The sequence below is a fragment of the Neisseria sp. P0008.S010 genome (assembly GCF_051962715.1).
Taxonomy (GTDB): Bacteria; Pseudomonadota; Gammaproteobacteria; order Burkholderiales; family Neisseriaceae; genus Neisseria; species Neisseria elongata.
In genome coordinates this window covers 43719-56279 of record NZ_JBQCVA010000011.1, presented here as the reverse complement: position 1 = coordinate 56279, position 12561 = coordinate 43719, and the positions used below count along the sequence as shown (strand labels likewise).

11 protein-coding genes and 2 tRNA genes are annotated in these 12561 nt (G+C 53.1%); 9 read left to right on the top strand and 4 right to left on the bottom strand.

The features are described from left to right. On the top strand, positions 1–282 hold a 282-nt coding region (locus ACTHSL_RS04775; RefSeq protein ID WP_440380532.1), incomplete at its 5' end, for a transposase. A gap of 412 nt (positions 283–694) precedes the next feature. On the opposite strand, the gene ACTHSL_RS04770 is transcribed toward ACTHSL_RS04775, so the two are convergent. The 4 genes from ACTHSL_RS04770 to rfbD all read right to left on the bottom strand — a co-directional run bounded on the left by ACTHSL_RS04770 (position 695) and on the right by rfbD (position 3289). Then, positions 695–769: transfer RNA gene (locus ACTHSL_RS04770), tRNA-Glu, on the bottom strand. A 19-nt stretch (positions 770–788) separates the two neighbouring features. Beyond that, a tRNA-Arg gene (locus ACTHSL_RS04765) sits at positions 789–865 on the bottom strand. 136 nt (positions 866–1001) lie between these two features. Next, complete coding sequence (locus ACTHSL_RS04760; protein ID WP_070454256.1) at positions 1002–2354, bottom strand: deoxyguanosinetriphosphate triphosphohydrolase; 1353 nt, start codon at positions 2352–2354, stop codon at positions 1002–1004. 71 nt (positions 2355–2425) lie between these two features. Further along, positions 2426–3289 (bottom strand): dTDP-4-dehydrorhamnose reductase, encoded by an 864-nt coding sequence (gene rfbD / locus ACTHSL_RS04755; RefSeq protein WP_049251403.1) that lies wholly within the window; start codon positions 3287–3289, stop codon positions 2426–2428. A gap of 332 nt (positions 3290–3621) precedes the next feature. On the opposite strand from rfbD, the gene ACTHSL_RS04750 reads away from it, so the two are divergent. From ACTHSL_RS04750 to ACTHSL_RS04715, 8 genes are all read left to right on the top strand, one after another. Then, positions 3622–3852, top strand: a complete 231-nt coding sequence (locus ACTHSL_RS04750) for a YdcH family protein (RefSeq protein WP_049249488.1) — start codon at positions 3622–3624, stop codon at positions 3850–3852. A 105-nt stretch (positions 3853–3957) separates the two neighbouring features. Next, positions 3958–4806: a diaminopimelate epimerase gene (gene dapF, locus ACTHSL_RS04745; protein WP_440380531.1), complete on the top strand. Its 849-nt coding sequence runs from the start codon at positions 3958–3960 to the stop codon at positions 4804–4806. 7 nt (positions 4807–4813) lie between these two features. Beyond that, complete coding sequence (locus ACTHSL_RS04740) at positions 4814–5407, top strand: hypothetical protein (protein ID WP_440380530.1); 594 nt, start codon at positions 4814–4816, stop codon at positions 5405–5407. 107 nt (positions 5408–5514) lie between these two features. Then, positions 5515–6447, top strand: a complete 933-nt coding sequence (gene cysK, locus ACTHSL_RS04735; RefSeq protein ID WP_440380529.1) for a cysteine synthase A — start codon at positions 5515–5517, stop codon at positions 6445–6447. Positions 6448–6800: 353 nt separating this feature from the next. Beyond that, entirely contained in the window at positions 6801–7283 is a 483-nt protein-coding gene (locus tag ACTHSL_RS04730) for a prokaryotic membrane lipolipid attachment site family protein (RefSeq protein WP_440380528.1), read from the top strand. 180 nt (positions 7284–7463) lie between these two features. Continuing rightward, positions 7464–8063 carry an MlaC/ttg2D family ABC transporter substrate-binding protein gene (locus tag ACTHSL_RS04725; RefSeq protein ID WP_440380527.1) on the top strand — a complete coding sequence of 200 codons (600 nt, stop codon included), beginning with the start codon at positions 7464–7466 and terminating at the stop codon, positions 8061–8063. 98 nt (positions 8064–8161) lie between these two features. Then, entirely contained in the window at positions 8162–8656 is a 495-nt protein-coding gene (gene tpx, locus ACTHSL_RS04720) for a thiol peroxidase (RefSeq protein WP_440380526.1), read from the top strand. A 208-nt stretch (positions 8657–8864) separates the two neighbouring features. Next, positions 8865–12506: a TonB-dependent receptor domain-containing protein gene (locus tag ACTHSL_RS04715; protein ID WP_440380525.1), complete on the top strand. Its 3642-nt coding sequence runs from the start codon at positions 8865–8867 to the stop codon at positions 12504–12506. The last annotated feature ends 55 nt before the right edge of the window (positions 12507–12561 follow it).

Here is a 12561-nt window from a genome sequence, read left to right as displayed (position 1 = left end):
CAAAACCGGCAACATCTGAAAGAACATCAGTTGCTGGACGGCATTATGCGCAAAGCCCACCGCAACCGTCCGCTGACAGAAGTGCAAACCAAACGCAACCGATATTTGTCGAAGACCCGTTATGTGGTGGAACAAAGCTTCGGTACGCTGCACCGTAAATTCCGCTATGCCCGGGCAGCCTATTTTGGTCTGCTCAAAGTGAGTGCGCAAAGCCATCTGAAGGCGATGTGTTTGAACCTGTTGAAAGCGGCTAACAGACTAAGTGTGCCTGTTGCCGCCTAAAAGGCGGCCGGAACCCCTATTATCAGGTATCCGAGGAGGATTAAGGGGGTATTTGGGTAAAATCAGGAGGTATTGGGGGAGGCGAAAACAGCCGAAAACCTGTGTTTGGGTTTCGGCTGTCGGGGGAAGGGCTTTTTTGCAAAGGTCTCAGACTGTCTATTTCTACCCCAAAATCAAAATAAATTGAGGGAAGTATGTGCAGGATAAGCGGGATTTGTAGTAATTCATTCAACTACCCGATGCAATTGCTGATGCAAATCCAATGCAACCATAGCCAAAAACAAACAGAAAACGAACTACTCAGAACAAATTGTAAAGATAAATTAACAGAATAATACTGAAATCAAATTATTAATTTTAAAAGACAAAAAATAAACCCTTACTATTTTTTAGTAAGGGTTTATTCAAAATCTGGCACGCCCAGGGGGAATCGAACCCCCGTTACCGCCGTGAAAGGGCGATGTCCTAACCGCTAGACGATGGGCGCGGATAAAATAAATTTTCTTTGGCGCACCCGGAGCGATTCGAACGCCCGACCCTCTGGTTCGTAGCCAGATACTCTATCCAACTGAGCTACGGGTGCACTGCCGTTTACCTGCATGAAGCGAAGTAAAGACGAGCATTATATTGAACAGACAATCGTTTGTCTAGGATATTTTCACCATCCCCGATTAAAAACATCTATCCCAATATAAAAAATAAGAATTTTCTCAGCTATTTTAAATCATGCCGATCCCGGACAACTCTCTTGCCATTTTTGCTGCAGCGTTATCGGTCATTCCGCCGACGAAATCAAGGATTTTCATATAAGCATGATACAGGCTGTCTTCGCGGCTAATCGGATGTTCATTTTTCAGCAATTCCAAAGCCAACGACTGGCGGACGCCGCTATGCCCTTCTGTCAGCAACTGATGCGCTGCCGGGACGAGCAAATCCAATATCGAACCTAAGCAAGGGAAAGAGGCAATTTCCGTCATTAATTTACTTTGATGGCGGAAAATTCGCGTTTTAGCCAATTCCTTGGCGTTTTCCAATGTATCCTGCACTTCCGGGCTACATAAGGCCAATAAATCTTTTCCTTTGAATTCGCCGTTCAGCAAATCCGATTGATGCTTCATAAAAGTTTGCGCCACATCATCGATAGCACGGCCGATGGCGATGCCGCGTAACATGGCGCATCGTTGGCGGCTGGATTGTGCATGCCAAGTCGGTTCGACAAATGTTAAGCCGGACAATACGCTTTCAACCTCCGTATCGCTCAGCAGTTCCAAATCCACCGCATCTTCTAAGTCCAACAAGGCGTAACAGATGTCGTCGGCCGCTTCCATCAGATAAGACAGGGGGTGGCGCGCCCAATGGTCGCTGCCCAATTCCACCAAACCCAATTCCTCTGCCACACGGCGGATAAACGGCAGTTCGGTTTGATAAATATTGAATTTTTTCCGTCCGTTCGGATGGCGGGTCGTCCACGGATATTTCAACAAAGCGGCGATGGTTGCGGCCGTGAGGCGCATGCCGCCGCGGTTCGGATACATTTCCAAACTGGCGAGGATGCGCAGGCTGTGGGCATTGCCTTCGTAAGTTTGCACATCGTTGCGTTCAACCTCTTCCAATCCTTGCAAAAAAACGGCGTTTTTCGGGCTTCGAAACCAGTCGCGCAAGGCATCTTCACCGGTATGACCAAACGGCGGGTTGCCCAAATCATGCGCCAAACAGGCCACTTGAACGACTGCACCGATGTCGCTCGGCGTATTGCCTTCCGGCAGGAAGCCGCCCGCCTGCATCATCATGCCGACACGGTTGCCGATACTGCGGCCGACACTGGCCACTTCGACACTGTGCGTCAGACGGTTATGCGTCAAATCATGCTCGGCCAACGGATGCACCTGCGTTTTCCGTCCCAAACGGCGGAATGCGCCGGAAAACACCACACGGTCGTAATCGATGTGGAAATCCGTACGCAACGCGTCTGCACCTTCCTGCGTAGACGGCGTACTGGTCGGCACGATTTCATTGTCTTTCAGGCGGAAACGCTGCGTACTCAGCAAACGCTGCCAATTCGTTTTTGTCATCGCAAACCTCCGAACAGATAAAAAGGCCGTCTGAAAACCGTTTCCCGATTTTCAGACGGCCTGATGGCTTCTCAAATTTCGGCCAGTGCCGCCAATACCGACGGCACGCTTTTCTGCCAGTCGCCCTGCACGAAACCCAACGCGCGCGCCTTTTCGCAATTGAGCACCGAATACAGCGGCGCGCCACCCTTACCCATCTCTGCGGCGGATGCCTGCACCAACTGCGGCATTTTGAATGCGGGATTACGTTCCGCTTCGGCCTTCAACACTGCTTGGGCAAACGCATAGTCGCTGAATGCCTTATTGCCGCAATAATGCAGCAGGCCTTGCGGAAATTTCGGCAATTGCAGCAGGCGGATAATCACGTCGGCCAAATCCCCGGCATAGGTCGGGCAAGCGGCATTGTCGGCACTCAGCCGGATTTCACCCTGTTCCGCCGCCTGATGCAGCAGGTTTTGAATGAAATTGCGGCCGTATTCGCTGTATACCCAAGATGTCCTGAGCACCACCGTATCCGGTTCCGCAGCCAATGCCAACAACTCTCCGGCCAGTTTCGAGCGGGCATACACGCATTTCGGATTGGGCGGGTCAATCTCGGAATAAGGGATGCGACTACCGCCGCCAAATACATAATCGGTTGAAATATGAACGAATTTCGCACCAACGGCAAAAGCGGCCTGCGCCAGGTTACGCGTACCCGAAGCATTGACGGCAAAGACGCGTTCGACATCCTCCGCCGCCTTGCCGACGGCCATATAAGCGGCAGTATTGACCACCGCGTCGGGCTGGAAACTTTCGACCATTTTTAAAACGGCCTCATGATCGGTGATGTCCAACGTTTTCGAATCGGTGGCAATCAACTCCCAATCTTCAGGCAAACGTTTCCTAATCGATTGGCCAAGCTGGCCTTTCGAACCGGTAAGCAGGATACGCATAAATCTATTCCTCAAATTGTTCGGGCATTCGGTTAAAGTACGCAATTGCGAGTTTACCCCGTCATCAGCCTGTTTGAAAAGGCTTGAGGCCGTCTGAAAAAGCAGGGTGCGTTTTCAGACAGCCTCTTTCCGCCAAACCAGACAGCCGTATTCCAATACGCCTCCCGCCTGCCGAAGGCCGTCTGAAAACAATGGAAGATACCTGCCAAACCGCCTTTGCGGTACGTCAAGCAAGGTTAAAATTTGTGTGCCGCTTCCAACGTGATTTGTTATAATTGCATCGAACCTGGAAGACAGGTTGGTTACCTTAATCATTAACAAGAGGACGATTTATGTTTCCCGAATACCGCGATTTGATTTCCAAATTGAAACAAGAAGATGCCCACTTTGCCCGCATTTTCGACGAACACAACGAACTGGACGACAAAATCTCCGGTTTGGAAAACGACCCCGTTACCAGCGTAACCGCTCAAGATGAAATCGATGCGCTGAAAGTGAAAAAACTGGCACTGAAAGACCAGTTGTTCCAACTGCTGAAACAAGCTGAAGCCGAAGGCAAATAAGCCGCCTGCCAAACAGCCGAATCGAATCAGGCCGTCTGAAACATTTTCAGACGGCCTTTTATGCTAAACTTGCGCCCTTTCCAAAAACCGCCGACACATCACCTCATGCCCACTCTGAAATTCACCAAAATGCACGGCCTGGGTAACGACTTTATCGTTATCGACGGCATCAGCAGCCCGTTCGACCCCGCTTCGGCACCGATTGCCGCCTGGGCTGACCGCCATACCGGCATAGGCTTCGACCAACTCCTGCTGGTGGAACCGCCTACGTCCGGGCAAGCCGACTTCCGTTATCGGATTTTCAACGCCGACGGCGGCGAAGTCGAACAATGCGGCAACGGCGCACGCTGTTTCGCCCGTTTCGTGGCCGATAAAGGACTGAGCGGAAAACAGGAAATCAGGGTTGAAACCGCACGCGGCATCATCGTCCCCAAGCTGGCGGAACGCGGCCTCGTAACGGTAAACATGGGCAAACCACGTTTCAGGCCGTCTGAAATCCCCTTCCTGCCGCTTGAAAACGCAAGCGGGGAAGCGTTGCAATATGATGTCCGTCTCGACGGCGGGAACGTAACGGTCGGCTGCGTCAATATGGGTAACCCGCACGCCGTTCTGACAGTCGAAAACACAGAATCGGCCGCCGTTGCCGAACTGGGCGCGCAAATCGAACCGCACCAACAATTCCCTGAAAAGGTCAATGTCGGCTTCATGCAAATCCTCAACCGCCGCCACATCAAACTGCGCGTTTTCGAACGCGGCGCGTGTGAAACCCGTGCCTGCGGAACCGGAGCCTGCGCGGCGGCGGTTTACGGCGTGCGCGCCGGATGGCTGGATGAAGGCGAGGATATCCGCGTCAGCCTGCCCGGCGGCGACTTGCTGATTACCTGGCAGCCCGGCGGCGATGTTTTCATGACAGGCCCTGCCGAAACGGTTTTCGAAGGCGAACTGGTTTACTGAGTCCAACATGACCGATCCGAACCTTTGGTGCATTGCCGCCTATTTCAGCCTGTTCGTCATTGCCCTCATGCAAAGCCGCAGTTTATTGTGGGCATTGTCGGCCCTTTCCCTTTGGTTGGCGGCGGGCGGTTTGGCCCTGTGGCTGGCTCCCGGCGTACTGTCGCCCTTCAGCCTCAGCATCCTCTATATGCCGCAACTGTATATCGCGCCTGCGGGCATGCTGTTCCTCTTCCTACGCAGTAAAAGCCTTCCCGACCGGTCTCACTATCAAACCGCCTGCCCTCCCCTGCCCGCATTGCTTGCTCAAGCAGGCACCGCCATGACCTTGGCCCACTGGCTGATTCTCCTGCTGGCCTTCCTCAGTTATCCCGAAGGGCTGACACCGCGTATCCTGCCTTCATTGCTGGACCTGTATCTGCTCCAGCCCGTATATTGGCTGGCCATGCAGATGCTGCTGATGGCGGTATTCCTGCTGCACCGGAAAATCAGCCGCCAACCGGCCAACGTATTCAGTATCAGACAAATACAGTCCGCCCTGCTGATCGTTATGTTCGCCCAAACGGTTTATGCCTTTTCCGGACTGTTCAAACCGCTCTTATAACTTTTAGTTTTCATATCGGCGGCAAGAAATTATTTTGCTTTCAGACGGCCTTCTCTTAAGATACGCAGGTCATTTATATCAGCCCTCCTTTGAGGAAAGGAAAATCCATGAATATCGCTAAAAACATCACCGATTTAATCGGCAACACCCCGCTCGTAGAACTCAACCGCCTGACCGAAGGCCTGCCAGGCCGGGTAGTCGCCAAGCTGGAATTTTTCAATCCGGGCAGCAGCGTTAAAGACCGCATTGCCGAAGCCATGATTGAGGCGGCGGAAAAAGAAGGCAAAATCAACAAAGACACCATCATCGTCGAAGCAACCAGCGGCAACACCGGCATCGGCTTGGCCATGGTCTGCGCCGCACGCGGCTACAAATTAGCCATCACCATGCCCGAAAGCATGAGTAAAGAACGCCGTATGCTGTTGCGCGCCTTCGGTGCGGAACTGATCCTGACACCTGCAGCGGAAGGCATGGGTGGTGCGATTGCGCGTGCCAAAGCACTTGTGGACGAACATCCCGAAACCTATTTCATGCCGCGCCAATTCGACAACCAGGCCAACGTCGAAATCCACCGCCAAACCACCGCCGAAGAAGTATGGCGCGACACCGACGGCCAGGTGGACATTTTCGTTGCCGGCGTAGGCACCGGCGGCACGGTAACCGGCGTGGGCGAAGTCTTGAAGGCACGCAAACCCGATGTCAAAATCGTGGCGGTCGAACCCGATGCCTCACCCGTATTGAGCGGCGGCGAAAAAGGCCCACACCCGATTCAAGGCTTAGGCGCAGGTTTCCTTCCCAGCATCCTAAATACCAAAATCTACGACGAAGTCATCCGCGTTACCGGCGAAGATGCTTTTGCCACCGCACGCGCGGCAGCGGAAAAAGAAGGGATTCTGGTCGGCATTTCTTCCGGCGCGGCCATTTGGAGCGCACTGCAACTGGCGGCAAAAGAAGAAAACCGAGGCAAACTGATTGTCGTACTGATTCCTTCTTACGGCGAGCGTTACCTCTCCACCCCGCTTTTTGCCGATTTGGTTTAATCCGTCCAAGCACACAAACGGCCGCTGATTGCGGCCGTTTGTTTTGTGCAGGCCGCCAGCGGATTAACACATCTCCAATACTCGGGCGGCAAGCACAAACCAGACAACCACAGGCAGCACAAAACCAATTTCCCCGTTTTTCAAAACACATTCAAAAAATCATCTTCTTTGAATACCAAACGCGACAAGGCCGCAGCGAAGTTGATTTATTGATAAACGACAATCCGCTATCTCCTGTCATTTTTACCATCTCGGAAGGTTGTTCCCTATATTTTCTCGGAACGTTGCATAATTACCGCAAAACACCGCTTTCTCCTGTCAATATTTGGCTGTTCGCGTCAAGACCGACTATAATGTGCGCCATGAAAAAATATATCCCACTCCTTTTTGTCTGCGCCGCCTTGGCAGGCTGTACCATCAACACTGCCCCATCTTTCGGCGCAGCAACGGCAACGGAATCCGGCAACGGAAAAGCAACCTACCGCCTGGCCGGCAGCCACTGGACGGACGTTTCCAAAATTCGTGATGAAGCCACTCGCCTGAACGATCAGGTCGGCCAGAAAAAAATCACCAAAGTCCAAGCCGCCCAACACCTGAACCGTTTCCGCCTCAAACTGGTTGGCAGCAATCCGGTGGACGACAGCGTGTACGAAGTCTATCTGCGGTCGGCCGTAGACAGCCAGCGCGGTGCGATTACCAGCGCGCAATCCAAACAGTACGTTCAAAACGCACTGAAAGGCTGGCAACAACGTTGGCCCAATATGCGCAACAAACCGAACAATCCTGCCTTCACCAACTTCCTGATGGAACTGATGAATATGCAGCCGCTGCAATAATCTTCCGCAGCGTGCACAGTCAATCATATTTCAGGCCGTCTGAATATCCGGTTTTCCCAAACCGGCATTTTCAGACGGCCTGATTTTTTCAAGCATACCCGTTACCAAAACACTTACGCTCCGGCACACAAACCGATAAAATACGCCGCAAACCATATAGACAAACAAAGGCCTATTAAGATGTATCAACAAATTATTTTTGCGACTGCAACCGCCATTCTGGCACCCGCCGCTGCCTTTGCCGCCCTCGAACATCCCGCCCAGCAGCAGGTACAGCAAAATATCGATACCGTGCTGAAAATCATCAAAAACCAATCATTAAGCGAACAACAGAAAATCCGCCAAGTGGAGCAATATGCCAACCGCTTCCTGGATTACGAACGCCTGTCGGCCATGGCGGTCGGACAACCTTGGCGGCAATTCAGCCCGCAGCAGAAGCAGTCCTTCATCACCGCCTTCAAAGAAATGATTATCGGCATGTATGCCCGTTCCGCCATGATGGGCGCGGAAAAAGCCGATGTCAGAGTACTGCCGAAAATTACCGCCAACGGCAACAAAGTCGATGTTTATTCCGAAATCCTCACCCCGTCGGGCAAAAAATACGAAGTTGCCTACCAGCTCTACCAAACCGGTTCGCAATATAAGCTCTACAACATCCGCGTCGACGGCGTCAGCATCGTAACCGTCTACCGCAACCAATTTGTCGAACTGGTCAATCAACAAGGCATCGACGGCATGATTGAAACCGTCCGTAACAAAAAACTGAAAAAGGCCGGCTGACACGCCCCAAGCCGAAACCCTATTTGAATTTTATTGAAACCGCTCTTTCAGACGGCCTCAACCCCTTCCCTACAACCCCTTACATAAAGGAAACAACAATGTCTCAAGTTACCCTTCAAGGCAATCCCGTAGAAATCGGCGGCCATTTCCCCGCCGCAGGCCAAACCGCGCCGGCCTTCAGCCTGACGGCAGGCGACCTGTCCGACAAAACGCTTGCCGATTTCGCCGGCAAACGCAAAGTGCTCAATATTTTCCCCAGCGTGGATACCGGCGTCTGCGCCCAATCCGTCCGCACCTTTAACGAACGCGCTTCTTCTCTGGAAAACGCCGTCGTCCTGTGCATTTCCGCCGACCTGCCGTTCGCCCAGGCACGCTTCTGCGACACAGAAGGTTTGGACAACGTCGTCTCCCTCTCCACCTTCCGCAGCAACTTTGCACGCGACTACGGCGTAGCCGTCGAAAGCAGCCCCCTGCGCGGCCTCACCGCACGTGCCGTAGTCGTATTGGATGAAAACGACAAAGTGTTGCACGCCGAACTGGTCGACGAAATCGCCCACGAACCGAATTACGATGCCGCCTTAGCCGTTTTGTAAATCCGTTCCAAACCAAAAGGCCGTCTGAAAGCGCGCTCCGCATTTTCAGATGGCCTTTATCCATTCTTTAAACAAAGAATATTCCGCAGCCACCCTCACTTCTCATTCGTACTTTATTTATTATCTAAATAATTGATGCGCACTATCATTTGTATTAACATCGCAACCTTCACATCCCATTACAAAGGATTACAGAAAGGTTGCAGAAATGTCCGAAAACAAATCCAAACTCCCCTCACGGCCGAAAATCCTCGCCGTCAGCCTCGCAGGCATCCTCATTGCCCTGCCCGCCTATGCCGCCGAAAACCCGCCCGCCGAAGTAACCGAAAGCAGCAACATCGAAGCACTGACCGTTACAGGCAAACGCTCCGCCGACCAAAAAGGCGCGGACGACGTGTATTACAAAAACGTCTCCAACGCCTATGTCGGCAAAGAATACCTCGAACGCTACCGCGTCCAATCCGCCGGCGACGTGCTCAAAGGCCTAAACGGCGTGTACAACATGAACACCCGCACCGCCGGCGGCGCGATTACGCCCAACATACGCGGCATCACCGGCAAGGGCCGTATCCCCGTAACGCTGGACGGCACGGAACAAACGGTCGATGTCTGGCTCAACAACTACGGCGTGGGCGACCGCAACTACCTCGACCCCGCCCTGTTCCGCAGCATCGCGGTGGAAAAAAGCCCCGCCATGACGCGCGGCGTGAAATCGGGCGTCGGCGGCGCGATGTCCATCCGTACCATCGAACCCGCCGACATCATTCCCGAAGGAAGAAACTGGGGAATCGAAGTCAAAACCGAGTTTTCCGGCAACACCGTGGCGCAGAAAAACGACTTGCGCCAATTCTTAGGCCGCGACTACCGCACCCTCTCGCCCATAGGCGCGACGGCGGACGGCACGGGCGGCAGTTCTGATGCCAACTCCATCCTCAGCGGCAAACCTTCCCCCACTTCCCTACGTCTCGATCCCGGCATAGCCGACACCAAATATGCGGGCGGCAAAAGCCACACCAACTTCAAAGACGACAGGCAGTTGATGTTGTCCGCCGCCTTCAAAACCGATATTACAGACGGCCTCGCCGCATACAGCCACCGCAAAAAAGGCAACTACTACGCAGGCAAACGCGGTTGGCAGCAATATATCAACAATCCACCCTATGCGGCAGAATCCTGTTATGAACGTAATGCAGGTAAAACACAGGGCGAAAAAGACCTGCTTTGCAGGCCTGCCGAAAGCCTGATACCCAATATGGCCATCCTGTTCCGCCCGGGCGAAGAGATTGTGAACAGCCACACCGACACCAAAACCCTGCTGCTGAAAAACAACTGGTATCTGCCGGGTAACCAAAAAATCAGCCTGCAATATATGGACAACAAAATCGGCTTTGGCGAAATCAATCCGTTTGTAACAGGATGGATACTCAGTTGGCGCGAACTGTCTTCAAATAAAGAGCCAGTCCAACAATCACCGGGCATAGGCACGAAAATCGACAGTAAAACCTATAAGCTCGGCTACGAATGGAAACCGCAAAACAATAAATGGATCGACCTCCAAACCGATATGTGGCGGGTAAAGACCAATAGCGACCGCTATCAAAGCGGAGGCCCCGCGCTCGGTGTTACCGTCCCCGATTACGACTACGATATTTGGTATTGGTGCAGGATACGCGGCAAGCCTTCCCCCAGGATGTTTTCAAACCGCACCTGCGAACAAGCCATGAGCGAAAACCCATACGGCAGTGCGCGTAACCATGATGAAATCCTGCCCTTGCTGAACAACAACCCAAGCCAGATTGCCCAAAAACTGGCTGAACATGAAGAACAATACCGCGAAATTGCCGAACGCTGGATAGGCCATTCAGGCGGCTACTACCGAATCAATCCCGGCGATGATCAAATCTACACCGACGTTCCCAACAATCTCACAGGCGACCCAGCCACCCTCGCGCAGCTCAAACAACAGCTCAATCAGGAACGCTACGGCATAGAACATCCCGACTACACCATAGTCCACGGCAACCAGCAGCGCACCAAGGTTGTCCGCGACGGCTTCAACCTCAGCAACCGCTTCCGCCTTTCCGACAAACTCAGCCTCACCCTTGCCGCCGACTACCAGCGCGAAACGCTGGAAGAGCGCACCCAAACCGCCGACAGCGACGACATCATGAACCTCTACGGCATCATGACCCGCATGGCGGGCTTGGCCGGTCCGCAGACGGCGAAAAAGCGCGAATGGGGCGCGAACCTGGTGTTCGACTGGAAACCGACTTCCCGCCTGAACATACAGGCGGGCGTGCGCTATCAAAACTTCAAAGGGCGCAATATCGAACTGGCGCGGCAGCGTGCCGCACGCAACCCTTGGTATCAGTACGGATTGGGCTTGGAAAGTTATGTTACCGGCCTGATGCTGCCGTATTACGAATTGGCGGACGAAGAAGATATTGCCAGCCAGCGGCGGATGGAGCAGCTTTATGATCCCGATAGAGCTGGTGGACAGGTTGAAGAGTATCAACGCCTCAACCGCCGCTTTAAAGAAAAAAACGGCTACGATTACGCCCTCGGCGATTTCTTCTCCGGGAAAACCCACATCTACGGCAGGGCCGACGGCAGCTATGCCTATGGCCACCAAGCCGATAAGGATAGAGACGTACTCTACGTCCTGCGCCGCAAGCAGATTGTTCCCGTCGTTTCCGGCAATTTCGACGCAAGCAAAGTACAGGTTACGCCGGAAATGTACCGTGAAAAGGTAAACAACCCGCAGGGCAAAGGCGGAAGCTACGACCGCTATATCCCCGGGGATCATATTAAAGGCGGTACATTGGAGCGCAGCTATTCGAATTTAGATAACCTAAGATACCGCAGGCCGGAACATGATAATGATCAGGTATTGACGGGGAATACCGGAACATATAATGAAACTGCTTGGGTTAGGCATCAAATCGGCGACGCGGAACGCTGGCGCATACCGCAGGAACAGCGCGCGCATTCCTGGTCACCCATGTTGTCGGTCAGCTACGACCTTACCGACAACCACCGCATCTTCGCCCGCTATGCCCGTATGAACCGTTTCCCCAGCCTCTACGAGTTGAGTGCGGCTACCGGCGGCGGCGGATTCTTCGATAACTTCAATATAGCAGAACATGCACTCAAACCGGAACGCAGCACCAACTGGGAAGTCGGCTACAACTTCAATTTCGCCCCGCATTTCGCCAAGCTGCGCCAGGGCGATCTCCGCCTCACTTATTACAGCAACAAAATCAAAAACCAAATCGATACCGCCAGTTCGGACGGAAGGATGATTCAATACGACAGGGCCATTAGCAAGGGGATAGAACTGCAAAGCCGTCTGGACAACGGCCGCTTCTTCGCCTCCTTCGGCGGCACTTACCGCTTGAAACATATGGTGTGCGACAAGGGTACTGCCTTCAAATTCGACTATTACTACCAACGCGTGCCCGAATGCCTGGAAGGCGGCTTCGGCCTCAGCCGCTTCTTCCAGTCCTTGCAGCCCAAATATTCGCTCACACTGGATTTGGGTACACGGCTGTTTGATGAAAAACTGGAATTGGGCATGCGTGCCATCCATCACAGCAAGGCGGATCGGAAAAACTACACCCGCATGTTGGCTTTGGGCGTGGGCGACGTGTACGACAGCAGCGGCAAGCCTTATAGCTGGCATGCCGCCACCCTTTTGGATGCCTATGCCCGCTACCGCATAGGGAAACATATAGACTTGAACTTCGGCGTTACCAACCTTGCCAACCGCTATTATCTAGACCCGATGTCCAGCACCCCGGTCCCCGGCCCGGGTAGGACGGTTACCTTCGGCATCAAAGGAAAATTCTAGCCGCAAGATAAGATAAATTAGGCCGTCTGAAAACCTTAAATCAGTTTTCAGACGG

Coding starts and splice junctions, on each gene's coding strand:
- ACTHSL_RS04760 (WP_070454256.1), bottom strand. CDS start 2,354: ATGACAAAAACGAATTGGCAGCGTTTGCTGAGTACGCAGCGTTTCCGC.
- rfbD (WP_049251403.1), bottom strand. CDS start 3,289: ATGCGTATCCTGCTTACCGGTTCGAAAGGCCAGCTTGGCCAATCGATT.
- ACTHSL_RS04750 (WP_049249488.1), top strand. CDS start 3,622: ATGTTTCCCGAATACCGCGATTTGATTTCCAAATTGAAACAAGAAGAT.
- dapF (WP_440380531.1), top strand. CDS start 3,958: ATGCCCACTCTGAAATTCACCAAAATGCACGGCCTGGGTAACGACTTT.
- ACTHSL_RS04740 (WP_440380530.1), top strand. CDS start 4,814: ATGACCGATCCGAACCTTTGGTGCATTGCCGCCTATTTCAGCCTGTTC.
- cysK (WP_440380529.1), top strand. CDS start 5,515: ATGAATATCGCTAAAAACATCACCGATTTAATCGGCAACACCCCGCTC.
- ACTHSL_RS04730 (WP_440380528.1), top strand. CDS start 6,801: ATGTGCGCCATGAAAAAATATATCCCACTCCTTTTTGTCTGCGCCGCC.
- ACTHSL_RS04725 (WP_440380527.1), top strand. CDS start 7,464: ATGTATCAACAAATTATTTTTGCGACTGCAACCGCCATTCTGGCACCC.
- tpx (WP_440380526.1), top strand. CDS start 8,162: ATGTCTCAAGTTACCCTTCAAGGCAATCCCGTAGAAATCGGCGGCCAT.
- ACTHSL_RS04715 (WP_440380525.1), top strand. CDS start 8,865: ATGTCCGAAAACAAATCCAAACTCCCCTCACGGCCGAAAATCCTCGCC.